Genomic DNA, 25,682 nt, shown 5'->3' with positions numbered 1-25,682 from the left:
GGTTTAGAGCAGATAAACCAAGGCAATTCTGAACACATGCTGCCTGAAATTCTGGCTTTGAAGCTTATATTCGGCATTAACCCCAAACTTAGAAGTGACTTTTACCATGCCGCCAAGTCCTGCATTTCCTCCAGGTCTGCTGACCCTAGTTCCTGCCCCATCTGATTGGGCATTGATCCAGATGTTGCTGTATCCTGCCAGGCCGTAAAATTGAAAAGTCCCTTCAGTGAAATAATACCTTAGGTCTGCATTGAAATTGGTGAACCGGCCCTGCCTGGGAAAGCTGATTGTAAAATTGGGAGCGAGGGAAAAGCGATCAGCAAAAAAATACTCCACACCAAAATTCAACCCGTATTGATCCAGTACAGCCATTCGTTCGCCACCCAACTGAAGCCTTGCCTCTCCTGGAAACTGGGCAAATAGCTGACCTCCACTCAGGAGAATCACAAAGGTAATCAGAAAGGAAATTTTGAAAATAGACTTTTTGGAAACTAACATAAGGAATACTTTAGGTCAATACGCTTGAATCATTCGGTTGGCCAACTCGTGGTTCCACGAAGATAGGGAAAAAAGCCCTATGGAAGACCATGCTTTTTTGAATCTTATCCCTACTCCATCAACTTTTCCAATCTGCCTATCCTGCCGGATGCATCCATTCCTTCTATCACTATGAGGTGTTTTTTGGCAATATCCGAGTTATAAAAAGCAAACTCAACGGATCCATCCACCGAAGTCTGCAGATTGGGTTCCCAATAGAGGGTTGTTCTCTTGTCATTCAAGGCCGTGCTGACACTTTTTTGGTCATATTTAGGATGATAAAATTCCTTCGGAGAGGCATATCCTCCATATCGTGTGACCAATTTGCCCTTGGTTTTGAAATCAGCTATTCCTGAGCCTCTTTTGGTGTAGACAGCAATCGCCCCATTGGCTCCCTGAGCACCAAAAATAGCTGCTCTCGCTGGATCTTTAAACACATCAATCACAGCCACATCCTGGGGATTGACCAAAAGCAGGGTGCCTGCATCCACTGGTTGATTGTCCAATAAATAGAGGGGTTCAGTACCACCCATTAATGAACCTACTCCACGGATTAAGACGGAGGCATTTGGTCCATTGACCAAAACCTGTACACCAGAAACCCTTCCTTGGATCATTTGAAACACATTGGTAAAAGCTATTGCGCCTAGTATTTTTGAAGGATCCAAAGACACATCACCATTTCCATAAATTTTTTGAATGTTTTCCATTTCCACATCGATCCTTTCATCCTGAATCGTCACCGCCTCCAAATCTACCAAATCTGGATCTTCCTGCATGCGCTGCATCAGTTGCCTTTCCCGGTAACCTTCAGCCAGGGATTTGGGGAATTTGAACTCAGGTTTGAAACTCGGTCCTACTCTATCCAAAACAGGCTGGGGGACCTCTACCGAAATTTCCACATTTTCTGAAAGCCTTTTGTCTTTAGCTGTAATGGTGATCTGCATGGTATCCTGATAGTCCATACCCATAAAAATAAAACGGCCATTTTCACCATATTCGGAGGAGATGATCTCAAGCCCTTGACCTACCATGGCAGATACCGCACCACCACCAAGTCCCTTTTTGGAGCCATTGGGATCTACCACATTTCCTTCAAGATTAATGCCCTGTTCGATGAAATGGTCTATGGTGGGAAACTTTTCACTTAACACATCCTCCCACTCAAATCGGGTCCATCCATGGGTCAACATCACAAGGTCCAAGGCTTCCAAAGTTTCTGGTGCACGATCTTTAAAATAATACCCCGGAGAATAAATGTTTCCTTTCAGATCAGAATCCATTAGCAAGGAAGAAAAAATATTTTTGTAGCCATATCCCTCCTCTTCCACCTGGCCAAAATCAATGATGCTGACAGAAAAATTTGCGGGGACTGGCGTATCCTGATGCTGGGACTTGAGACGAAGCTTTACTTCTGCCCTTTCGCCCAGACTTCCCTTTTGGCTTTCATCCAAGCTCAATTGGAGATGTTCATCGGTATGGATGAAAACCAAGCGCTCCATAAGCGCCTGGCCATCTGCGGTCAGTACCGTAATCTGGTTGATTCCACTGATTAAATTAGATCGGGGTATTCTTACACCCCATATGCCATTGTTCAGCGCGCCACCGATCATGTAATTGATGATGCCTCTGGTTTGGCTGACCAGAATAAGGTTTTGATAATCACTATCACCCTGAATGAAAACCGTCACGTAGTTGGCAGCTGGATTATTGGCCACCTGCATGGTCAAACCCTTTGCTTTAGCAGCAGGTAAAACCACCTCCTTTTCCTGACCGCTTTTCTTTTCTTTTAGACGCACTGTGTAGGGTTTGGTTTGTGCAGGTACCATCTCAAATTTACCCATTCCCCCAAACCAGCTCTCCAAAACGACTGCTTGCTCCATACCCTCTACCATCAGTTCCCCGCTAAAATCAGCCGGTTCACCGTCAGGATATACTCCTCTGAAAGCCACGTTGTTTTTCTTCCCCTGCAAGAGCTGACCTCCTTCCGGCAGAAACTGCACATCTGCCAGGGAAAAGGCATAGGGAAGCCGGACACTTTTGATAATGGGAAATGCTTCATCTTCCCAATAGGTGAGCTGTATTTGTTGAAAAGCAAAGGGCTTTTCAGGTATGGAGAAATTGAGATTGGCTTCCCCTTGGGTGTTGAGGGTGATTTTTTCACTGTAAAGGGTTTGATTTTCGCCCATCACATGTACATCAATCTGTTTTTGCCCAAAAGGTTCTCCTTGGGAATCCAATACCAAAAGGGAACTCTGATAGGACACCTTGCTTCCATCAGAAGTGATGGTTTTAAATTCCATAGCAGGCTGAAACACGCCCGCCTCTGCATCCGAGACTTTTATTTTTTCCTGAAAAAAATATTCCTCTCCAAAATTTCTCATCCATGCTGTGTAGGCCTTGATTTGAAATATCCCCTCCTCTGTAAACTGGGGCAGCTTGATTTCTCCATGCCCCGTTCCATTTTCAATTTTGATTTTTTTTTGTTGTATTAAAGCGCCGGTGGCATCAAAAAGATCTACATACAAAGTCCCACTCAGGGGGGTAGGAATCTGCGTGCTTCCTGCAGTTAGGTAGGCTTTAAACCATACATCTTCACCTAAGGTATATTGATGTCGGTCCAGATGCAGATGCACTTTTTCAACCGGAAATTCATCCTGCATTTTTTGGAACCAACCCTGAATCCTTTCGACAACCGGGTTTCTGTCCTGAAAAGGAATTGAAGTAAAGCTTAAAAACAAAAAGCAAAAAGCGACCAAAAAGAAACCATACTTTTTCATAGAATAAACAGTTAGTTTTTCAATATTAGCGAAATATACACTTTATTCATAGTGAAATTTTTAAAGAGTTAATCCTGTAATTAATTCAATAAGTATCAGAAAAGTTGGAGGATGCATGAAAGAAAACCCCGCTTTTTTAAAGCATTTATTTTTTGGAATAAACTTTTTTGAGGATCGAGGAAATTAAACACGGAAAAAACCAAATAGGAACACGCTCCTGGCCAAATTAACTCCAAAAATGTGCCTGGGTATGCTAACCATCTGTTGTATGGTGAAAAAAATCTTTGCTTGTTCAAAGGGCTGCCACTTCATTTTTGTTGGCCAGTTGACCGCAGGCAGCATCGATGTCCTGACCGCGGGATTTACGCACCTTGGCGATGATACCATGATTCTCCAAGATACGCACGTACCTATTTACTGCATCTTGCGAGGCCTGGCGGAATTCCCCCTCATCGATGGGGTTGTATTGAATGATATTCACTTTTGAGGGAATGATTTTGCAAAATTTGGCCAAGGCTACGGCATGCTTTTCATCATCATTGATACCATCCCAGATCACGTATTCATAGGTTACTTTACGCTTGGTTTTTTGGTACCAATACTGTAAGGATTCAGCCAAATCCTCCAAAGGATTGGTTGCATTGATGGGCATCAGGCGGGTCCTGGTTTCATTGATTGCTGCATGCAGAGATACTGCCAAATTGAAACGTACCCCGTCATCGGCCATTTTCCGAATCATTTTGGGAATGCCCACGGTGGAAAGGGTAATTCTCCTGGGAGCCATACCCAAACCTTCCGGTGAGGTGATTTTATCAATAGCAGAAAGAACATTGTTGTAATTCAACAAAGGCTCCCCCATACCCATAAATACAATGTTGGTGAGCGGGCGGCTAAAATAGGTTTCAGCTTCTTCCTTGATGGCCACCACTTGATCATATATTTCATCCGGATTGAGGTTGCGCATCCTCTTCAGGCGTGCTGTGGCACAAAAGTTACAATCCAGACTACATCCCACCTGAGATGAGACACAGGCGGTTATCCTTTTGGAAGTAGGAATAAGAACCGATTCCACGATTTTATCATCAAAAAGTTTGACAGCATTCTTGATGGTACCATCTGTGGAATGCTGCATCAAGTCAACCTGAATATGGTTGATGTCAAAATGCTCCTTAAGCAGTTCACGGGTAGCCTTGGAAATATTGCTCATGTCATCAAAATTCTTCAATGACTTGTGCCACAGCCATTCATACACCTGTTTTGCCCTGAATTTTTTGTCTCCCTTCTCCAGAAAAAAAGTCTCCAACTCTTCCAAGCTCAATTTTCGGATGTCTTGTTTGGTATTGCCTTCCATCTTGCAAAGGTAAGGAAATGTAAGGGGAATTTGATGAGGCAAAAGGCAATATCCCAAATGACTGACTTTCCTTTCTCAGCAAATTCCTTTATCTATTTTAAGTTCTGCTCCAGAAATGCACCTTCTTTTTCTCCAAATCCCGTGATTGTCATTTCCTTAGGTAAAAAATAGACCTAAAGAGGGCCTTAGGGAATAAAAGAATTTAGTCAAAGCACAAAAATCAAGGCATTATTCTCTATTTTTAGGGCTTGAAAAAACCTGTTAAATCATGAAAAAAATTGCAGTTTTCACCTCAGGAGGAGATGCGCCTGGCATGAATGCCTGTGTTAGGTCAGTCGTACGTACCAGCATCTACCATGGGTTGGAGATTTTTGGCATTTATTATGGCTATGATGGCATGATCAAGGGCAACATCAAAAAAATGCAAAGCCATTCGGTCAGCAACATCATACAGCGCGGGGGTACCATATTAAAATCAGCCCGAAGCATGGAGTTCATGACCAAAGAAGGTCGCCAAAAAGCCTATGATCAGCTCAAAAGCCTAGGCATAGAGGGGGTGGTTGCTATCGGTGGTGATGGTACTTTTACAGGAGCTAAGGTATTTTCAGAAGAGTTTGGACTGCCAATCATCGGTTGCCCCGGTACCATAGACAATGATATTTATGGTACAGACTTCACCATTGGATTTGATACAGCCGTCAATACCGCCCTGGAGGCCATAGACAAGATTCGGGACACGGCCGCAGCACATGACAGGATTTTCTTCATAGAAGTGATGGGAAGGGACAGTGGGTACATTGCCGTAGAATGTGGCATCGGTGGCGGGGCAGAATTTGTCATGGTACCGGAAACAAAAACCAGTTTGGACACGGTGGTGAAATCCCTAAAAAACCTTAGAAAAACAAAGACTTCCAGCATCGTAGTGGTAGCCGAAGGAGATGAAGAAGGAAGTGCCAGTGAAATCATGGAAAAAGTGAAGGTCAAGATCAAAGATGACGAAAAAGATTTCAAAGTGACTACTTTGGGTCACATTCAGCGGGGTGGCAACCCTACAGCCAGGGACCGGGTTTTAGGTAGTAGGTGCGGTATGGCAGCAGTAGAGGGGCTGATGGCGGGACATACCAATTGCATGGCAGGGGTGGTCAACGGAGAGGTAGTCTACACGCCCTTCTCGGATTGCATTGGAAAAGATAAGCCCATCAAAAAAGACCACCTTCGGTTGATTGAGATACTTAGCATTTAACCATGGGTTTTGTACCAATTTTCCTCACCCTGAGTGGATTTCTTTTCCTTTTTGTCATGGTTGTCACTCAAACCTTCAAGGCAAAATTAAAACAATACCAAAACAGTTTAGACCATTTGGCCCAAATCCTGGATTCCAAAGATTCAAGTTCCAGGGATTTTTCTGAATTGGAGGCGAATTTCCTATTGCAAAAGCAAAATCAGACGGACCCCGTAGCCGTGGATAAGGTGAATCGCGCCAGACCACATCTGCAGAGTGCCAAGCGCTTGAAAATGGAATACAATAGACTGATCAAAACCAAACCCTATCAGTTTATAGCCAAAGTAATAGGTTACACGCCCATTTGATCTTTAAGGTAGCTTAAGATTTCCTCATATTGATCAGGATGAAACCATTTGATCTCCGGGTTTTTTCTGAACCAGGTCAGTTGTCTCTTCGCATATCGTCTGGAATTCCGCTTCAGCAGCCGGATGGCCTCTTCTTTGTCATACTGAGCCTCAAGATATCCGAAGATTTCGGTGTATCCGACCGTTTGTAAGGCATTTAAATCTCTGTAGGGATATAGCTTTCGGGCTTCTTCAAACAAACCCTTTTCGATCATTTCTTCCATCCTTTGGTCGATCCTTTGATACAGCTCTGCCCTATCCCGATTTAGGCCAACCCAAAGTATCCGGAAGGGCCTTTGGATCTTTTTCTTACTTCTGAAACTGCTGTAGGGTTGACCGGTTGCCAGACATACTTCCAAGGCCCTTATCAGCCTTTGGGGATTTTTCAAATCTACCACCTCATGATAGTCCGGGTCCAATTTTGCCAATTGTTCCTGAAGCGTTGCAAGCCCCTCATTTTCAAAACGCAGATCTAGGGATTTACGGATGTTTTTGGGAATTGGAGGCAGTTCATCTATCCCATGAGCCAATACATCTACAAAAAGCCCCGAACCGCCTGTCACAATGGCGCAGTCATGCTCCCTAAACAATTCACTGAGTAGGGCCAAAGCCTCCCGCTCGAATTGTTTGACATCATAGGGGTCAAAAATGGAAATACTGTTGATAAAATAATGAGGGATCAATTGTAATTCCAGAGCGCTTGGCTTTGCTGTACCCAATTCCAACTCCCGGTAAAATTGCCGACTATCAGAAGAAAGAATTACAGTTTGAAAATTTTTAGCTAGTTTTAAGCACAAGTTTGTTTTGCCCACCGCTGTTGGGCCTACAATACAAATGAGGTTTTTTTTAAGGTCCAAACTGAAAAATATTTTTCGGTAAAAATAGGAATAAAACGGCATGAAAAACAAAAAGATCCTGATTGTCGATGATAATGCACTGAACCGGCAGGTTTTTGAGAACATCATCAGTTATCATTATCCTTATGCCACTGCCAACAACGGCAAGGAGGCCCTTGAAAAACTCAGCCAAGAAGGATTTGACCTAATCCTAATGGACATCCAAATGCCCATGTTAGACGGTATTTCGGCGCTGAAAAAGATCAAAAACGACAACTTGAGCCAAGCGCCGGTCATTGCGATCTCAGCCTACTCCAACCAAGAAGATAAGAATTACTTTCTGTCGGTGGGTTTCGACGATTTTATGGCCAAGCCAGTTAAGCCCAAAACACTCTTGGAAGCCATTCACTTCCATTTGTTGAAAAGAGAAGCCCATTTCGAGCAAAAAGACACGCTAGAGGATGAAATCCTGGATCAAAAGGTCTACTTTCAACTGCTAAAATTCAATTCCAAAGAAAATATCCATGAAGTGTACCAAGATTTTTTGGAGGAGGCGGAGGGTTTGATCGCTGAAATCGGAGAAAGTATCGAAAAGCAGAACTATGAGGATATTGGAGAAAAATTGCATATATTAAAGGGGAATTCAGGGACTTTAGGAGCAACCCAGCTTTTTAAATTTGTGACATTTTTCGAAAAAAAGATCAAAAATGTTCATCTTGAAGATATTTTGGAGAATAATTTAGTATTAAAACAACATTTGAATAACTTTAAAGCTCATCTTAATACACTACAAATTATAACCACTCATGAGTGATACTAAAAAAGTTTTGGTAGCAGAAGACAGCTCAGTCATCATCAACTTGACCAAAAATGTCCTGATGTTTGAAAATTACAACATCACTGCTGTGAAAAACGGAAAACAAGTGATTGATAAACTGAATCAGGAGGATTTTGATTTGATCCTGATGGACATCAACATGCCCATCATGGATGGCATCGAATGTACCAAAGCGATCAGGGCAATGAAAGATGAAAAAAAAGCCAAGGTACCTATCGTAGCCATCACGGGGAATTTTAAAAATTACACCATGGATGACTTTAAAAATGCGGGGTTGGATGATTACATACAAAAACCCTTGGATTATGACCATTTACTAGCCACTGTTAAAAAACACATCACTGCCAAGCAATGATCATTCGGTACTCCAAGCATTATTTAGATAAATTAGAAAACCTGTTTGCTGAGTCTGAGTACATCCTTAGGTACGAAAAGGGAAATTTTAAGTCTGGGTATTGTATCCTTAGAGACACCAAAGTCGTGATCGTCAACAAGTACTACACCTTGGAAGGCAAAATCAATACCCTCGTAGACATCATCAAGGAAATTCAAATGAACCCACAACAGTTCCAAAATAAGAAGAACCAGGATTTTTTGAGTGAGCTACAGCAAATCAAATTGAAGCTTTGACGGTCACTTTTTTAGGAACAGGTACATCCCAAGGGGTTCCTGTGATCGGCTGTTCCTGTGAGGTATGTCTTTCCCTAGATTATCGGGACAAAAGAACCAGGACTTCCCTTCACCTTGATATCGCAGGAAAAAGTTTTGTCATTGACACCGGCCCTGATTTCCGGGCCCAGATGCTCCGGGAAAACATCCAAAGCCTGGATGCGGTCATTTACACCCATGAACACAAAGACCACACCGCTGGTTTGGATGATATCCGTCCTTTTAACTTCCGTCAACAACAGGACATGCCCATTTATGGTCAAAAACCTGTCATAGACCAGATAAAAATGGAGTATGCCTACATTTTTGCGGAACACAAATACCCCGGTATTCCTCAGGTGATGCCCAATTTTATTGAAAACCAGCCTTTTGAGGTATTGGGTGTCACTTTTAACCCCATAGAAGTGATGCACCACAGGTTGCCTGTCTTGGGATTTAGAATTGAGGATTTCACCTATATCACCGATGCAAAAACCATCAGCCAAAAAGAGCTGGAAAAAATCAAAGGGACTAAAACCCTGGTCTTGAATGCCCTACAACTTTCTCCACACATTTCCCATTTTACACTGGAAGAAGCTGTCCGGATGGTAAAATCCATCGATCCGGAGAAAGCTTATTTTACACATATCAGTCATCGACTCGGCAGGCACGCAGCAATACAGGAACAACTCCCTGAAAATATTTTCCTCGCATACGATGGGTTGAAGCTTTACCTTTGAGGGATGCATCTTAATTACCATTTCTTTACCTATCTATGCCCTGAACTCAAAGCCCTTTTGAAAGGGATGCGCGTGGTAACATGCTTTTCTCAAAACAAAGATGAGTTAATCATTGCCCTTGAAAAGGAAGACAAAGAACAATACATTAGAGCCCACCTCAGTCCAGCCAACACCTGCTTGAGTTTTCCCGAAAATTTCCAACGGAAAAAGACCAATACAGCAACCCTTTTTGGTGAGTTGAGTGGCGAGGTGATTGTAGATGTGGTCCTTATTTCATTCGAAAGAGCATTTTACCTTGTGCTGGAGTCCGGCAAAAAGCTGCTTTTTAAGATGCATGGCTCTAGGAGCAATATTTTGCTTTATGAAAAGGATGCTGATTTTCCGGTCAATCTCTTTAGGAAAGGGCTTGTGGATGACAGATCCCTGGAATTGACCTCTCTGGAAAAAAACCTTGATTTGAGCGAGAGTACCTTTAAAAGACTTGAAGGGAATGCCACACAGTTTCTTCCTACCTTAGGTAAGGTACCACGGGCATGGCTAAAGGCAAAAGGCTATCTTGAAGCAGACCTACAAAGCCGCTGGAAACTGATGCAGGATTTAATGGACATGTTGGAGACGCCTTTGTTTCAGATTTATGAGGCAGAAAAAGGGTATATCCTGACCATGCTTCCCATAGATAGGGCAGTTTTCATGACCGAAAGTGCCTTGGAAGCTACCAACGTCTATTTCAAATATGCGGTAATTCAAGGGGCCTTTGAAAAGGAAAAACTGCACTGGCAGAGAGTGCTGGAAGACCAAAGAAAAAAAACCCTGGCCTACCTGAAAAAATCCACCGAAAAATTGAATGCGCTGATCGGAGAAGATCCCCCAAGTCAGTTGGCTGACATCATCATGGCCAACCTGCACCAAATTCCCCAAGAAGCCGAAAAAGTCATGCTATTCGATTTTTACAACAATGAGGAAATTGAAGTTTCACTAAAAAGAGGGGTAAAGCCCCAATTGCAGGCAGAGAACCTTTATCGAAAAAGCAAAAACAGAAACATTGAAATCCAAAAGGTCCAGCAAAATATTGCGGAAAGGGAAAATTACCTTCTGGAAATACAAAGGCAATTGGAGACCCTGGCAGGCATGGAACAATTCAAGGAATTGAGGCAATTCCTCAAGGATGAAAAATTGATTCGGAAACAACAAGATCAGGAAACACAGGTTCCCTTTAAGAAATTTGAAATAGAAGGATTTGAAATTTGGGTAGGTAAATCGGCAAAGGCCAACGATGAAATGCTTCGCAATTTTGCCTGGAAAGATGACTTATGGCTGCATGCAAAGGATGTCTCTGGTTCTCACGTAATCATCAAACAGCGTTCAGGCCTTGCTTTTCCCAAAAACCTGATTGAAAGAGCCGCTGAATTGGCTGCCTACTATTCCAAAAACAAAAATGAAAGCCTTGCTCCGGTCATGTACACCCCCTGCAAATATGTCCGAAAAGTCAAAGGCTCCGCTCCCGGTGCCGTGGCTGTGGACCGTGAAAAAGTAGTGATGGTGGTGCCGAAGGGAGTTGAATGATGAATTGGGATTTACGAGTTACGATTTACGATTTACGAGTTTTGAATGATGAATGATGAATTGGGAGTTACGAGTTACGAATCTTTCAGCTTCACACTTTTACCCTGTCCCTTAAACCCCTTCAGGGTTTCATTTCTTCCAGATATTCTTTTCTACCCGGGTTGCCACCCGGGGCTAATAACCTCTCGGTATTAAATCTCTACCTAGTCGGTAGACAGCCCTCCGGGATTTTTATTCAAATGGCCATGATTATTGAATTACGAGTTTTGAATGATGAATTTAGAATGATGAATGATGAATTGGGAGAATTACAAAGCTTTCACCTTTCAGCTTGAAACTTTTACCCTATCCATTAAACCCTTTCAGGGTTTTATTTCTATTCGACATTCTATTCTACCCGGGTTGCCACCCGGGGCTAATAACCTCTCGGTATTAAATCTCTATCTAGTCGGTAGACAGGCCTTCGGGATTTCTCAATGGATATGTTTGACTCAGTTTACGTCCCACCTACCACCTCTTACCTTTCACTTCTTACAATTTTCACATCCGTCATCCGTCATCCAACATCTGTCAAATCCTCTCTACTTCCAACTTCCCACTTCCAACTTCCAATACTTACCATTTACATCTCACCTACCACCTCTTACCTTTCACTTCTTACCATTTTCTCATCCGACATCCGACATCCGTCTTCAACTTCAAACTTCCAACTTCCCACTTCCAATACTTACCATTTACATCCCACCTACCACCTCTTACCTTTCACTTCTTACCATTTTCACATCCGTCATCCGTCATCCGACAAATTTTCCAACTTCAAACTTCAAACTTCCAACTTCCAACTTCCAACTTCCAACTTCCAATACTTACCATTTACATCCCATCTCCAACTAGCTACAACAAATCAACTTACTTCATGTATTTTCAGCATGTTGGTTCTGCCTTTGGATTTAAGGGGCATGCTGGCTGTATTGATGATCACATCGCCGGTCTTGACAAATCCGTCCTCTTTTAACTGGTCTTCTATGTCTTGGAAGGTACCGTCGGTAGAGGTCGCATTGTCATAAAAATAGGGTCTGACACCCCAGACCAAACTCAACTGGGTGATCAGCTGGGGGTTGCTGGTAAAAATAAAGATATCTGCCTGCGGTCGGTGGGAAGCCAGTCGGAAGGCGGTGAAACCTGACATGGTAATGCCTACGACTGCTTTGGCTTTCACATTTCTTGAAAGCCGGCTGGCCATCAAAAGCACGTTATTGCTTTTAAAAGTATCGTCGTCTTCCGGGATTTTATAAAGGTTGTGGTATATGTCGGCGTTTTTTTCTATATAGTCTATGACACTGTTCATGGCCTTCACAGCCAAAATAGGGAAATTGCCGGAAGCTGTCTCTGCTGAAAGCATCACCGCATCAGCACCATCAAGTACAGCATTGGCCACATCATTGGTTTCTGCTCGGGTAGGTCTTGGATTGAGGATCATGCTCTCCATCATCTGGGTTGCAATGATGACCGGCTTGCAGGCAATTTTACATTTTTCCACCATTTTCTTCTGCCAGATGGGCACGATTTCCATGGGCACTTCTACACCCAGATCTCCTCTTGCCACCATCAGGGCATCCGTTGCTTCGATGATGGAATCTATATTTTCCAGGGCCTCAGGTTTTTCAATTTTGGCAACGATCTTGCATTTTTTTCCCGCTTTTTCTATTCGCTGACGAAGATCAATGATATCCTCAGCAGATCTCACGAAAGACAAGGCAATCCAATCGACTTCATTGGCCAATCCAAATTCGAGGTCCTCCAGGTCTTTTTCTGTCAAAGATGGGGCACTGACCTTGGTACTCGGCAGGTTAATTCCTTTTCGTGATTTCAATAAACCCCCATGTACCACGGTGCAGTTGACATTGGTATGCCCATCGGTGTCCATTACGATCAATTCCAAATTGCCGTCGTCTATCAAAATCCTGTCGCCTGTGACCACGTCATTGGGGAGATTTTGGTAGACCGTACTGATGAGGGATGCATTGCCTATCACCGGGTCATTGGTGATGGTAATGAAAGCACCTGGCTCGATCAACACCCCGTTGTTTTCCACTTCACCAACCCTGATTTTTGGACCCTGCAAATCCTGAAGAATACCAATGTTCAATTTCTGCTCCTTGTTGATGCTGCGGATCAATTCAATCACCTCGGCATGAATGGCATGGGTCCCATGTGAAAAATTCAGTCTGAATACATCCACTCCGGACATAACCAGCTCGGTAAGCGTTTCACGGTTATTGGAGGCTGGGCCTATGGTAGCAAGGATCTTTGTTTTATTAAAGACGGGTACTCTCATTTTTGATGGGTGTTTTAATAGGTTAAAAGGTTTTCTTTTGACTTTAATTTCGAGACTTCCAGTTTGACCACATTCTGAATGTATTGGTTGTCGGAAAGGGCCTCAATATACGTATTAATATTCATTTCGAAGGTCATATCCTGAAGCAGTAGAAAATAATCCATGATCTTTAGCTCAGGAACAAGGTAAAGCGCCTGGTCTACCGGGGACAATGACCGGTTGCGAAGCAATTGTATAAAACCGTGTTCTTTTTCCAGTGCAAACTGGGAAATCAACAGGTTGGGCTGGTTGAGAAATTCAAGTTCAAAGTCCCTCGATTTGGTCAACTTCACTCCCAAGGAATTATTGATTACCCACGCCATTTTATAATCTTTGAGGGGAGCGACAATTCCTAAAAGTTCGAATTCATAATGGTGTTCAACCAGGAGTTTGGTTTTCTTCATTGAGGAAGAATTTTGAAAAGCAAATTTAAAAATAATATCAGAACTTCTAAGTTTGGGGAGAATATCTTAAATTTAGTTTAATGTTTTTTTTGACATTAAGACTTTAAATGCATTTCTTTGCGGAGTGTTTAAACAAAACTGATCACAACATGTCTGAAATTGCTCAAAAAGTAAAAGCCATTATCGTAGATAAATTAGGCGTAGAAGAGTCTGAAGTAACCCCTGAGGCCAGCTTCACCAATGATTTAGGTGCTGATTCTTTGGACACCGTGGAACTCATCATGGAATTTGAAAAAGAATTCAACATCTCTATTCCAGATGACCAGGCGGAGCAAATCGGGACCGTTGGTCAAGCGATCAGCTACCTGGAAGCAAACGTGAAATAATAAATCACCAAAATTCATTTATGAATTTAAAAAGAGTTGTAGTAACGGGTTTAGGCGCACTTACACCAATCGGCAAAACTGTCCCGGAATTCTGGGAAGGATTGAAGAATGGAGTGAGTGGCGCTGCTCCTATTACTAGATTCGACGCTTCCCTTTTCAAGACCCAATTTGCCTGCGAAGTCAAAGACTTTGACGCTGAGCAATACCTCGATAGAAAAGAAGCACGTAAAATGGACCCCTTCACCCAGTATGCCATGATTGCAGCGGATGAAGCCATTTTGGACTCTGGCTTGGACCTGGAAAAAATCAACCTGCTTAGGGCTGGCGTGATCTGGGGATCAGGAATAGGAGGCCTAAAGACTTTTCAGGATGAAGTCAGTGACTTTGTCCGGGGGGATGGAACTCCCCGGTTCAATCCTTTCTTTATTCCCAAAATGATTGCGGATATCAGTACTGGTTTCATTTCCATCAAGTATGGATTTAAGGGACCTAATTTCGTAACTGTTTCCGCCTGTGCCTCTGGCACCAATGCCCTCATCGATGCTTTCAATTATATCCGTCTGGGAAAAGCTGATGTCTTCATCAGTGGTGGCTCAGAAGCAGCTGTTACCGAGGCGGGAATTGGTGGATTCAACGCCATGAAGGCTTTATCCCAAAGAAATGATGCTCCGGAAACCGCTTCCAGACCTTTCGATAAAGACCGTGATGGTTTTGTTTTGGGAGAAGGTGCAGGCGCTATCATTCTCGAAGAATACGAGCATGCCAAAGCCCGTGGAGCAAAAATATACGCAGAATTAGTTGGCGGCGGTATGACAGCCGATGCACACCACATCACGGCTCCCCATCCTGACGGTGAAGGTGCAAGCAATGTCATGCAGCTCGCCCTTGAAGATGCCGGCCTCAAGCCGGAAGATATCGATTACATCAATGTACACGGCACCTCCACTCCTTTAGGGGACGTAAGTGAGGTAAAGGCCATCCAAAAGGTATTTGGGGACCATGCCTACAAACTCAACATCAGTAGCACCAAGTCGATGACTGGTCACCTGTTGGGTGCAGCAGGAGCCATTGAGGCCATTGCTTCCATCTTGGCAGTTCAAAACGGGATAGTTCCTCCCACCATCAACCACTTCACGGACGATGAAAACCTGGATGTACATCTTAACCTGACCTTTAACAAAGCCCAAAAAAGAGAAGTAAGAGCAGCTTTGAGCAATACTTTTGGATTTGGTGGACACAATTGCTCCATTATCTTCAAAAAAATAGCAGGATAACCTTGAAAATCTTAAGACTTCTCCGATTACAAGAGCTTACCTACAACAAAAAAGAAAAAAGGCTTGCCTCCGATATCAAAATGATGGTCGGGCGCAAGCCTTTAAATTTATCCCTCTACAAACTTGCCCTCAAGCATTCATCTGCGGCCGAAGAACTCAAAAACGGAATCAAAATTTCCAATGAGCGCCTGGAGTACTTGGGTGATGCTGTCTTAGGCACCATCATAGCAGAGTATCTCTTCCATAAATTCCCTTACAGAGATGAAGGATTTCTGACTGAAACCAGGTCAAGAATCGTCAACCGCGAAGCCCTAAATCAAGTGGGTCTTAAAATAGGCCTATCCAAACTGATGCAATCCGAAATTTCCATCAAAGGCTTACATGCCCACAAATCCATTTATGGGGATACCCTGGAAGCACTTGTTGGAGCCGTGTACCTGGACCGGGGTTATGGCTTTTGTAGACGTTTTGTGATCAAAAGGATAATGATGAACCATTTTGACCTGGACAACATCATCAGCACCACCATCAATTTCAAAAGCAAAGTCATAGAATGGGCCCAAAAAGAAAATGTCGAGGTGGACTTTCAACTCAAGTCGGTCAGTGGGGGGCAGCGTTTCAAGGAATTTCTGGTGGAACTTTGGATCAAAGGAGAAAAATTCACCGAGGGAAAGGGTTCTACCAAGAAAAAAGCCGAGCAGGAGGCTGCCCAAAATGCCTGTGAAAAATTAAATCTGAGCATCTAGAACACTATTGTCCTTGGTTGTGTTTTTCATGGTAAGTTATTCACTATGTCCCAAATAAAAATCGCAGGTGCTACCGTAAACCAAACCCCGCTGGATTGGTCCGGAAATTTTCAGCACATCCTTTCAGCCATTAAGGAGGCCCAATCCCAAGAAGTAGATGTGTTGTGTCTCCCAGAACTTTCCATCACGGGTTACGGATCGGAGGACCTTTTTTTAAGCAATTGGTATCCCCGAAAAGCCCTGGAACAAGTACAAGAACTCATACCCCATTGTGAGAACATCACTGTAGCAGTAGGCACACCGGTACGGCTGGGCAAAGAAGTTTTCAACGGGATGGCCATTATCGAAAACCAGACCCTGATCGGTATAGTGGCCAAGCAATTTATGGCCATTGATGGGGTTCATTATGAATTCAGATGGTTTACCCCTTGGCCGGCTGGCAAGGTGGTGGATTTGGATTTTTTTGGTCAAAAAATTCCCTTAGGGGACCTTACCTTTGAGAAAAAAGGCTACAAATATGGCTTTGAAATCTGTGAGGATGCCTGGAGGGGGGAAATCCGTCCCGGATACCGACTTCAAGCCCGTGGAATGGATTTGATTTTTAACCCTAGTGCAAGCCATTTTGCCATGGGAAAAAGCCTGCTTCGTGAAAACCTGGTTAGGGAGAGCTCAGAACTGCTCAATGCCCATTATTTCTATGTGAACCTGCTAGGCAATGAATCGGGCAGGATGATTTTTGACGGGGAGATTTTATTGGCCTCGAAAGGAAAACTATTGGCCAAAAACGAACTGCTTTCCTTTAAGGATTTTCAATTGTTGGTGGAAACACTTGATGAACAAACCGGAAACCGAGCTCCGCTTATTTCCCAACACGTCAAAAAAGAAGAGTTTACCGCAGCGGCCACCTTGGGGTTGTTTGATTACCTGAGAAAAAGCCGAAGCAAAGGCTTTGTCCTTTCCCTAAGTGGCGGGGCGGATAGCGCTACCATTGCTGTCTTGGTCGCAGAGATGGTCAAGCGAGGTACTGAGGAATTGGGGCTAAGCAGATTCATGGAAAAGCTTGGGTTGGAAATGGAACTCCCCGAGAAGAATGCCCAACAGGCCTTGGTTCACCAACTTTTGAGCACAGCTTACCAAGCATCTGTCAATTCATCCAAAGACACCTATGATAGTGCTCGATTGCTTGCCAATAGCTTGGGGGCCCGGTTTTACCATTGGCAGATTGCCGATGAGGTGCAGTCCTACACCCGCAAAATCGAACAGGCCATCGGAAGAAAACTTACTTGGGAAAAGGATGACATCACTCTGCAAAACATACAGGCAAGGGCCCGATCTCCCATTATCTGGATGCTTGCCAACCTTGAAAATGCCTTGCTGTTGACCACTTCTAACAGGAGCGAAGGCGATGTGGGCTATACCACCATGGATGGAGATACGAGCGGAAGCATCTCTCCCATTGCCGCGGTAGATAAGTTTTTTATCCTACAATGGCTGAAATGGGCAGAAATCACCCTGGGATACGAGGGGCTAAAAGGGGTAAATGCGCTTCAACCTACCGCAGAACTAAGGCCAGGCGCACAACATCAAACCGATGAAGATGACCTGATGCCCTATGCAATCATTGTGGAGATTGAAAAACTGGCCATTCGTGATAGGCTTTCTCCTATGGATGTCTACCATCAACTCAAGTCCAAATTGGATTTGGATCCTCAAATTTTGAAGACCTATATCAGCAAGTTTTTCCGGCTTTGGTCTAGAAATCAATGGAAGAGGGAACGCCTTGCCCCTGCTTTCCATTTGGATGAATTCAACGTAGACCCCAAAACCTGGTATCGTTTCCCTATTTTATCCGGCGGATACGAGGAAGAACTTAAAGCCCTTGCAGAAATTTAATTTGGTTTATTAAAGCGAATTGGGCTTGGATATTGGCTATCCATTTCAATAAAAAGATAGGTTTTAAAGGTCTCGGGTTTAAATAAATCAAAATATTTATGATGCTTTTCGTTTCATATTGGTGAGGTTCATGTCATGTATTTACAACTAACTATCCACCATTAATTCCAATATCCGGTTAATTATTAAAAAACATTAGGTATTGCGCAAGAATCATAGAAATTTGCGGGAATGTAATTTTAGATCCAAATCCTTTTGGTGATAGATCGAGCCTTAACGGCCTAAATGTAGGATGAAAAATGATTGAAAATATATTGAATTATGTGGTCTGGAGTCCCAATCCAGCCGTTTTTTCGGGATTTGAAAGGCTCAGGTGGTACAGCCTCCTCTTTGCATTAGGCTTTATCATTTCCCAACAGATCATGATTTACATGTTCAAACAGGAAGGACATGATGAAAAATGGGTGGATAAACTGACCATCTATATGGTCATTGCCACCATCATCGGCGCAAGATTGGGTCATGTGCTTTTTTATGAACCAGACAAATACCTGAGCAACCCCATTGACATTTTGAAGGTCTGGGAGGGAGGCTTGGCGAGTCACGGTGCTGCCATTGCCATCCTGATTGCACTATGGATGTATGCGAGAAAAGCACCCGGTCAAAGTTACCTTTGGATAGTGGATCGCATTGTGATCGTGACCGCCATGACAGGGGCCATGATTCGGGTTGGTAACCTGATGAACTCGGAGATCGGTGGGAAACCGACTGATACAGACAGTGGCTTTGTGTTTGCCCGCGATTCTGAAGAATTGATCCAAAACCTATTGAAAGTTGAGGTCCTTGATGTCAGTGCCTACAAACCGGAAGACCGACAAAATGAACTGAAAGGGGAAGGCATTGTACCGGTCAATTTTGACATCAGCATCCAAAAAGGGTATCAGGAAGAAGACCTAAGAAAAGTGATTGAAACGGATGTCAAGTACCTGCTTACAAGATACAATTCCTCCCTTAAAAACCTGATGGAAGATCCTTCCCAACCTTTGAATTATGAGCTCATGGACAAGGGAGACCACTTTTTGGCCAGAGTCAATACTTTTGGCATCACCAAATACCCTACCCAGATTTATGAAGCCATATCTTATCTTTTGATCTTTCTCCTGCTTCTGATGATTTGGATCCGCTACAAGGAGCGCATCCCGGACGGCCTATTACTGGGTTTGTTTTTGGTTACGGTTTTCGGAATGCGCTTTGTTTGGGAGTTTTTGAAAGAAAACCAAGTGGATTTTGAAGAGGACCTGGCTTTTAACATGGGGCAAGTACTGAGTATTCCCTTGGTAATCGGGGGACTGGCTTTAATCGTATATGCTTTAAAAAAAGGATTTAAGCCTGTGAAAGCTTAAGGAACCGGGTCATGTCCATGTCCGCCCCATGGATGACAACGGCCTATTCGCTTGATGCCTAAATATCCTCCTTTTAGGACCCCATGTTTCAGGATTGCCTCCTTCATGTATTGGCTGCAGGTAGGCGAGAACCGGCAGGATCTTGGGATCAAAGGGGAAATGAGGTACTGATACATCAAAACCGGAAATATTGCTATCTTTCGAACGATGGTTTTCAACGAAATTCAATTTGACTTTAGAATCAATGTCAGGCGCAGTTAGTTCCTGAAACCGGTATGTGTGCGTCAATAATTAGAAAAATACCTTGTTTTTTTTACCTGCTGCTTTTTTGGGTGGGATGGGTACCCATTTCCTGGTCTCAGATACAAGACCCGGAAATGCTACGGGACAGCCTTGAAAAGGTGGAAACTCCTGAACAGATCACCATCAACAGTATTTTCATTGTAGGCAATGAAAAAACCCAAAAAAACATCATCCAACGGGAAATGGACCTTTCCGAAGGCATCACCTACGATTGGGATGAATTTGTTGAGCTTTTGGTGGCTGACCAAAAAAAAATTTACAATTTACAGCTATTCACCTCTGTGGAAGTCCTTCCCATCATGGTGGCGGAAGATCAGGCGGAGGTATTGGTTACCATCAAAGAAAGATGGTATATCCTGCCCGCACCCATTTTTTCCCTGGCAGATAGAAACTTCACTGAGTGGTGGGTCAACCAAAACCGTGACTTTTCAAGGGTCAACTATGGCCTGAGGCTGGATCATGCCAATGTGGGAGGAAGAAATGAAAAATTGAAAGTTGCCGGCCAATTGGGCTTTACCCAGGCTTTTCTTTTGAATTACAGCAAACCATACATAGACAAACAACAATTACATGGTCTTGCTTTCTCCTTCCTTTATTTTACCAACAAAACCATTCCGATCCGATCGGTTGACAACAAACAAGTCTTCTATACCAATGAAAATGAAGAAGTCTTGCGGCGAACCCTTTCCACGGCATTGCGGTATACCTACAGAGGAAGTTTTTATAATTTCCACTATTTCAGCCTGGGTTTTCACAACACATTGATCAATGAAGATGTGTTGTTGCAAAATCCCAATTTCTTTATCCATGATGACAACCGACTGAGGTACTTCTTTGCCTCCTATTCCTACCGCCATGACAAGCGGGACAACGTGGCCTATGCAAGACAGGGGCAGTTGTTGCAACTGGGTCTGAACCGCTATGGGCTTTTCAGTACCGATGATGTCAATGAGACAGAGTTTACTGTTTTGGCCAATAAATATACCCGGCTGAACAGGGCCTTCCATTTCGTGACGGGACTTTCTTCCTCTTTTTACCTTAGCCCTCAGCAACCTTATACTCTGGTCAAAGGAATTGGATATCAGCCTGACTTTATCCGGGGTTATGAACTGAATGTCATTGAAGGGCAACAACTTTTTGCCCATAAAAACTCTCTTCGGTTTCAGTTTCTTAATGTGGCATACGACATGTCGGACTTTATGCCCATCGATGAGTTATCGGTCTTCCCTTTCCAGGCGTACCTGAGTTTGAACTTTGACCATGGGTTCGTAAGGGATCGGAACAACCTCCCTGAAAATGCTGCCCTAACCAACAGCTACCTTTATGGTTATGGCCTTGGTTTAGATCTGGTGACTTTTTATGATTTGGTATTCCGGTTTGAGTATTCCATCAACAGTCAGGGGATGGGGAATTTCTTTATCAATTTAAGGGCGCCGTTTTAAACTCTATTACTTTCACCTTTGAGTTTTTTGCTGTTCATCTGTTCAACTGCTCCACGGTTCTCCCTTATGTCCGTCTTCCCTCAGCTTCGCTTTGTTGTCATGTTATCTCTCCCCACCTGCGGGGGCTGTTGTCCTGCTTCTGGCTTTGAGCTTTAGCCTTTTTCATGTGGTCCTGTTTTTCTGATACCCAGTTGTCATGTTGTCTGGACCCACCTTCAGGGTCCTGTTGTCAGGTCTTGTGCTTGCGGTTGTCAGACTTCCTTCCTTATTACTTACCCCATATTACTTCTAACCTACACCCGTTGTCCAGTTGTAACGCTCCACCTTCGGGGGTTGTTGTCGGACCTGTCTACCTAAGGTAGGTTGTCGGTTACTTCGTTTCAGAAATGCCCACTTTCAGCTTCCGGCTTTGAGCTAATTTACTCCTAACCTGTTCTCTGATCTTCAGTTTATCTGTTCTCTGTTTATCAACTTCCAGCTTCGAATTCATTCCCTATGACCCTGAATTCTGACAACAATAACAACTCTGACAACCTTCGCTCTCCCGTCAGCTTGGCTATGTTGTCACGTTGTCACGCCCCACCTGCGGGGGCTGTTGTCAGGCATGTCTACCTAAGGTAGGTTGTCCCGTTGTCCTGCTTCCGGCTTTCAGCTTTCAAATTTGAGCTAAATTACTAATATCCTAATGTTCCATTCTTAAATCAAAATTCTTCATTCATCATTCCCAATTCGTAACTCGTAACTCGTAAATCCCAATTCCCTTACTAGTTATAACTAGGCTCCATGACTTTCAGCTTTGAGCTGTTATCTAATTTACTGATATCCTGTTTATCCATGCTCCAATTCCCAATTCCCAATCCGTAAATTGCAAATCGTAAATTCTTCACTCAGCATTAAAAAAATCCCACTAATCTTTTCTTTTCAAAAAGAATTCTTTATTTTTAGTTACAGCGTTTGATTTTTAACCTACTTTTTCATGAACAGGTTGTTGCTTTTTTGCTGGCTGGGAATGATGACCCAAGGTCCACTTGCATGGGCACAGAATGGCACAGAGACCTTACCTCAAGGTGCCCGCAGTCTCGGCATGGCCAATGCCCATGTCACCATAGCAGATGCCTGGAGCATTTTCAACAACATAGGCGCACTGGGACGAGTCACTACAAGCGAGGTGTTCTTTGGGTATGACCATAGGCTTGATCTTCAGGAACTGACCACACTGGCCGCAGGCGGTACCTGGGTGCAGGAATTCGGCGTGCTGGGCCTGAGTCTCTCTCATTTTGGGGGAGAACATTTTAACCAGCAAAATTTGGGATTGGGCTTTTCCAATACCTTAGGCATTGTCAGCTTTGGGGTCAAAGTCAATTATTTTCAAACCAACATAGAGGGTTTCGGAAGACATGCTGCTCCCTTATTTGAATTTGGCGGGGTGGCTGAACTCAGTCCTCAGTTTTTCTTTGGCGCCCATGTGTACAACTTTACCCGGGCCAAAATGGGGCGGATCTCAGAAGCCTATCTGCCCACAGTGGTAAAGGCTGGGATTTCCTATCGCCATGAGGAGAAATTGATGTTGAATGTGGAAGCAGAAAAAGATGTCATTTTGGATCCACGGCTCAAGGTCGGGTTAGAGTACAATCTTTTGGACCGGTTTTGGGGTAGAACGGGCATACAGAGCAATCCCAATAACGTCTTTTTTGGCATTGGTTTCAGGCCTGGGAAATTTCACCTCGATTATGCCTTGAGCCAGAATTACCAACTAGGCTTTACCCACCATTTTTCCTTCAATTACCTGCTCACTCAGCCATGAAATCCCGGGTCACCCTCATCGCAATCTTGTTTTTTGGGCTTGTGCATGCAGCCCAGACCCAGCAAATTCGGAAAGGAGACATCGACATGGAGGCATTTATGGAAGAACTATTCAGCCAAGGCGAAATGGACGTGGATTATGAAGACCTTTTCGAAAGCCTCCTTCAGGTATTACTCAACCCCATTCATCTCAATAAAGCCAACGAGGAGGCCCTGCAGTCCCTTTACATTCTGTCTCCGATGCAGGTCAATGAAATCTTGAAACACAGAGCAAAGTTTGGTGATTTTTTATCCATCTATGAATTGCAGGCCGTGCCTGAAATGGATTTGCCTACAATCTACAAACTGATACCCTTTGTTACCCTGGAAGATGGGGAAAATAAATCCACCACTCCCCTATTGACGCGCATTCTGGAAGAAAAGGATGGCTATCTAATCGCAAGGCATCGGCGCTTTTGGGAAGAAAGGAGGGGTTTTACTCCCCCTGACACGCTTTCCGGTGGTCGGATCAGCAGTCGGTACCTGGGAGACCCCAATGACCTTTATGTGCGTTTCAGAATACAACATGCGAGAGATTTTAGTTTGGGGTTTACTTTGGACAAAGATGCCGGAGAACAATTTATCTGGGATCCAAGAACCAAGCGGTATGGCTTCAATTTTTTCTCCTACCACTTCACTTTGTACAACCAAGGGAAGTGGAAGGCCATTACCTTGGGAGATTATCAGATGCAATTTGGACAGGGCTTGGTTTTTGGGGCGGGATTTTCGGTGGGCAAAGGAGCCGAGACCATCACCACGGTTCGAAGGAGTTCCATCGGACTCCGACCTTTTACCTCCGCCATGGAATTCGGCTTTTTTAGAGGGGTCTCCGCAACCTATGAAACCGGCCGATTCAGTACCACCCTGATGCTATCCGATGCACCTAGGGACGGCAATGTCCAATTGGCACAGGATACCTTGAGTCAGGAGGAAGCCTTTATTTCCACTTTGCTGCTCAGTGGCTTGCACCGAACTCCAACGGAAATCTCCTATAAAAATCAGATCAGGGAAAGAAACCTTGGAGCCAACATCCACTACAAAAGCCGTGATCGAAACCTGCAATGGGGGATCAACAGCCTTTTTACTCAATTCAGTCAACCGCTAATCCGGCAACAGCGGATATACAATACCCATGAGTTTGCTGGCCGGGAAAACCATCTCCACAGCCTCTATTTTACTTACAATTTCCAAAATTACTTTTTTTTCGGAGAGTCGGCGATTTCCCAAAGCGGAGGCACCGCCAACATCCTGGGCATGATGGCCAGCCTCAATTCACATATTAACCTGGCTGTACTATGGCGGGATTATGAAAAAAATTTTCATAGTTTTTCTGGCAATGCATTTGCCGAAGGCAGCCGCCCCATCAATGAAAAAGGCCTCTACCTGGGCTTACAGGTGAGGCCTACTTCCAAATGGACCTGGTCAGGGTATTATGACCGTTTTTCTTTTCCATGGATGCGGTACCGGGTGTATCGACCTTCTTCAGGTAGGGAATGGTTGCAGCGCCTTCATTTCCGCCCCAACAAAACGATCAATGCTTTTGTCCAATACCGGGACGAAAGCAAAGACAGGAATCTCAGCGCCTCGGAACAGGTCTCCAACACCTACCTATTGTCCACGGGCAGACGCCGAAACTACGTGATCAACCTTGATTATGCCATTTCCAGACGCTGGAGCATCAAATCCAGGGTGCAGGGCAGCAGTTTTGGTTTTAATGGGGTGAAAACCAGAGGATATACCCTACTTCAAGACATCAACATGGATTTGGGCAATTGGCGGTGGAGCACCCGATTTGCCCTTTTTGACACCGATGATTATGACAACAGGCAGTTTGTCTACGAAAAAAACGTGCTTTGGGCCTTCGGTTTCCCCCAATATTATGGGCAGGGGATCCGGTTTTATTTTCTCACCCAATACCGGGTCAATCCCAAGCTTATCCTCTATGCCCGCTGGGCCCGGACGACCTACACAGATCGGGACGAGATCGGTTCCGGTCTTCAGCAGGTGCAGGGAAACAAGCTGTCAGAGACGACCTTGCAGGTGAAGTATCAGTTTAATCGGTGAGCAGTCGGGTTGTCTTGTTGTCAGGTTGTCAAGGCCCACCTGCGGGGGCTGTTGTCGGGCTTGCCTGCCTTAGGTAAGTTGTCGGGTCAATTGCGCTTGTGAGGAATGATGAATTGGGATTTACGAATTACGAGGCTTTCAACATGCCATAGGCAGCGGACAAACTATAAGAACAAGACAAGCTGACAACTTAGATAACGATTCCTTATTCATTGTTCACAGCAAGGTTGTCAAGTTGTCCCAAAAGGGCTACGCCTTTTGTGTTTTCAGGTTATCGGGAATAATTAAAGTCAAAAACAAAAAACCGATATTGGGATATTCATCGAAGAAACGACAACTTGACAACCTCAGTGACAACACTGAGAACAAGAATGATGAATTTAGAATTTCGAATAATGAATCATGATTTGGGATTTACGAGTTACGAATGACGATTTACGAAGCTTTCGACATTCCATAGGCAGCAGCCAAACTATAAGAACAAGACAAGCTGACAACTTAGATATCGATTCCTTAACCATTGTTCCCAGCAAGGTTGTCAAGTTGTCCCAAAAGAGCTACGCCTTTTGTGTTTTCAGGTTATCGGGAATAATTAAGGTAAAAAAACAGAAAACCGATATTCGGAA

At 43.9% G+C, this 25,682-nt stretch carries 23 protein-coding genes; 16 read left to right on the top strand and 7 right to left on the bottom strand.

Annotated features, from left to right (window positions below):
* Positions 1-3: 3 nt before the first annotated feature.
* The 3 genes from H1A14_RS00110 to rlmN form a co-directional block, all read right to left on the bottom strand.
* The gene (locus H1A14_RS00110) at positions 4-498 is read right to left on the bottom strand and encodes a porin family protein (protein WP_194774170.1); all 495 of its coding nucleotides are present in this window, start codon (positions 496-498) and stop codon (positions 4-6) included.
* A 110-nt stretch (positions 499-608) separates the two neighbouring features.
* The gene (locus H1A14_RS00105) at positions 609-3,317 is read right to left on the bottom strand and encodes a TonB-dependent receptor plug domain-containing protein (protein ID WP_194774169.1); all 2,709 of its coding nucleotides are present in this window, start codon (positions 3,315-3,317) and stop codon (positions 609-611) included.
* A gap of 292 nt (positions 3,318-3,609) precedes the next feature.
* Positions 3,610-4,668, bottom strand: a complete 1,059-nt coding sequence (gene rlmN / locus H1A14_RS00100; protein ID WP_194774168.1) for a 23S rRNA (adenine(2503)-C(2))-methyltransferase RlmN — start codon at positions 4,666-4,668, stop codon at positions 3,610-3,612.
* Positions 4,669-4,936: 268 nt separating this feature from the next.
* Between rlmN and pfkA the strand changes: the two genes are divergently transcribed.
* Positions 4,937-5,911 (top strand): 6-phosphofructokinase, encoded by a 975-nt coding sequence (gene pfkA, locus H1A14_RS00095; RefSeq protein ID WP_194774167.1) that lies wholly within the window; start codon positions 4,937-4,939, stop codon positions 5,909-5,911.
* A gap of 2 nt (positions 5,912-5,913) precedes the next feature.
* The gene (locus tag H1A14_RS00090; RefSeq protein ID WP_194774166.1) at positions 5,914-6,258 is read left to right on the top strand and encodes a hypothetical protein; all 345 of its coding nucleotides are present in this window, start codon (positions 5,914-5,916) and stop codon (positions 6,256-6,258) included.
* Here H1A14_RS00090 and miaA read toward each other — a convergent pair.
* Positions 6,243-7,196, bottom strand: coding sequence for a tRNA (adenosine(37)-N6)-dimethylallyltransferase MiaA (gene miaA, locus H1A14_RS00085; RefSeq protein ID WP_194774165.1), 954 nt, complete (start codon positions 7,194-7,196; stop codon positions 6,243-6,245). The genes H1A14_RS00090 and miaA overlap by 16 nt on opposite strands.
* On the opposite strand from miaA, the gene H1A14_RS00080 reads away from it, so the two are divergent.
* The 5 genes from H1A14_RS00080 to H1A14_RS00060 are packed head-to-tail and all read left to right on the top strand — an operon-like array spanning position 7,195 to position 10,922.
* On the top strand, positions 7,195-7,947 hold the full coding sequence (locus tag H1A14_RS00080) for a response regulator (protein WP_194774164.1): 753 nt from the start codon (positions 7,195-7,197) through the stop codon (positions 7,945-7,947). The genes miaA and H1A14_RS00080 overlap by 2 nt on opposite strands.
* Positions 7,940-8,326 carry a response regulator gene (locus tag H1A14_RS00075; protein WP_194774163.1) on the top strand — a complete coding sequence of 129 codons (387 nt, stop codon included), beginning with the start codon at positions 7,940-7,942 and terminating at the stop codon, positions 8,324-8,326. Before H1A14_RS00080 ends, H1A14_RS00075 begins: the two co-directional genes overlap by 8 nt.
* Positions 8,323-8,601 carry a hypothetical protein gene (locus H1A14_RS00070; RefSeq protein WP_194774162.1) on the top strand — a complete coding sequence of 93 codons (279 nt, stop codon included), beginning with the start codon at positions 8,323-8,325 and terminating at the stop codon, positions 8,599-8,601. Before H1A14_RS00075 ends, H1A14_RS00070 begins: the two co-directional genes overlap by 4 nt.
* Complete coding sequence (locus tag H1A14_RS00065) at positions 8,598-9,359, top strand: MBL fold metallo-hydrolase (RefSeq protein ID WP_194774161.1); 762 nt, start codon at positions 8,598-8,600, stop codon at positions 9,357-9,359. The genes H1A14_RS00070 and H1A14_RS00065 overlap by 4 nt, the downstream gene beginning before the upstream one ends.
* 3 nt (positions 9,360-9,362) lie before the next feature.
* A complete protein-coding gene (locus H1A14_RS00060; RefSeq protein WP_194774160.1) occupies positions 9,363-10,922 on the top strand; it encodes an NFACT RNA binding domain-containing protein in 1,560 nt (519 codons plus the stop codon).
* Between the two features lie 904 nt (positions 10,923-11,826).
* Here H1A14_RS00060 and pyk read toward each other — a convergent pair.
* Both pyk and H1A14_RS00050 read right to left on the bottom strand, forming a co-directional pair.
* Positions 11,827-13,260, bottom strand: a complete 1,434-nt coding sequence (gene pyk, locus H1A14_RS00055; protein ID WP_194774159.1) for a pyruvate kinase — start codon at positions 13,258-13,260, stop codon at positions 11,827-11,829.
* 14 nt (positions 13,261-13,274) lie between these two features.
* Positions 13,275-13,703, bottom strand: coding sequence for an IPExxxVDY family protein (locus H1A14_RS00050; protein ID WP_194774158.1), 429 nt, complete (start codon positions 13,701-13,703; stop codon positions 13,275-13,277).
* 149 nt (positions 13,704-13,852) lie between these two features.
* On the opposite strand from H1A14_RS00050, the gene H1A14_RS00045 reads away from it, so the two are divergent.
* The 5 genes from H1A14_RS00045 to H1A14_RS00025 all read left to right on the top strand — a co-directional run bounded on the left by H1A14_RS00045 (position 13,853) and on the right by H1A14_RS00025 (position 19,405).
* A complete protein-coding gene (locus tag H1A14_RS00045) occupies positions 13,853-14,089 on the top strand; it encodes an acyl carrier protein (protein ID WP_008629501.1) in 237 nt (78 codons plus the stop codon).
* A gap of 20 nt (positions 14,090-14,109) precedes the next feature.
* Positions 14,110-15,363, top strand: coding sequence for a beta-ketoacyl-ACP synthase II (gene fabF / locus H1A14_RS00040; protein ID WP_194774157.1), 1,254 nt, complete (start codon positions 14,110-14,112; stop codon positions 15,361-15,363).
* A 2-nt stretch (positions 15,364-15,365) separates the two neighbouring features.
* The gene (gene rnc / locus H1A14_RS00035) at positions 15,366-16,109 is read left to right on the top strand and encodes a ribonuclease III (protein WP_194774156.1); all 744 of its coding nucleotides are present in this window, start codon (positions 15,366-15,368) and stop codon (positions 16,107-16,109) included.
* A 45-nt stretch (positions 16,110-16,154) separates the two neighbouring features.
* Entirely contained in the window at positions 16,155-18,002 is a 1,848-nt protein-coding gene (gene nadE, locus H1A14_RS00030) for an NAD(+) synthase (protein WP_194774155.1), read from the top strand.
* 299 nt (positions 18,003-18,301) lie between these two features.
* Positions 18,302-19,405 carry a prolipoprotein diacylglyceryl transferase gene (locus H1A14_RS00025; protein WP_194774154.1) on the top strand — a complete coding sequence of 368 codons (1,104 nt, stop codon included), beginning with the start codon at positions 18,302-18,304 and terminating at the stop codon, positions 19,403-19,405.
* Here H1A14_RS00025 and yidD read toward each other — a convergent pair.
* A complete protein-coding gene (yidD, locus tag H1A14_RS00020; protein ID WP_194774153.1) occupies positions 19,402-19,623 on the bottom strand; it encodes a membrane protein insertion efficiency factor YidD in 222 nt (73 codons plus the stop codon). The two genes, H1A14_RS00025 and yidD, sit on opposite strands and share 4 nt — an antisense overlap.
* 57 nt (positions 19,624-19,680) lie before the next feature.
* Here yidD and H1A14_RS00015 point away from each other — a divergent pair, with 57 nt between their 5' ends.
* From H1A14_RS00015 to H1A14_RS23115, 4 genes are all read left to right on the top strand, one after another.
* Positions 19,681-21,150: a POTRA domain-containing protein gene (locus H1A14_RS00015; protein ID WP_228527474.1), complete on the top strand. Its 1,470-nt coding sequence runs from the start codon at positions 19,681-19,683 to the stop codon at positions 21,148-21,150.
* 976 nt (positions 21,151-22,126) lie between these two features.
* Positions 22,127-22,954, top strand: coding sequence for a PorV/PorQ family protein (locus tag H1A14_RS00010; RefSeq protein ID WP_228527473.1), 828 nt, complete (start codon positions 22,127-22,129; stop codon positions 22,952-22,954).
* On the top strand, positions 22,951-25,056 hold the full coding sequence (locus tag H1A14_RS00005; RefSeq protein WP_194774152.1) for a ComEA family DNA-binding protein: 2,106 nt from the start codon (positions 22,951-22,953) through the stop codon (positions 25,054-25,056). The genes H1A14_RS00010 and H1A14_RS00005 overlap by 4 nt, the downstream gene beginning before the upstream one ends.
* A 402-nt stretch (positions 25,057-25,458) precedes the next feature.
* Positions 25,459-25,682 (top strand): hypothetical protein (locus H1A14_RS23115; protein ID WP_228527472.1); only part of this gene is annotated, 224 nt, incomplete at its 3' end.

This window comes from Pararhodonellum marinum (assembly GCF_015354735.1).
Classification (GTDB): Bacteria; Bacteroidota; Bacteroidia; order Cytophagales; family Cyclobacteriaceae; genus Pararhodonellum; species Pararhodonellum marinum.
Note: the sequence above shows the minus strand (reverse complement) of the source record. Positions and strands in the feature narration are given on the sequence as shown.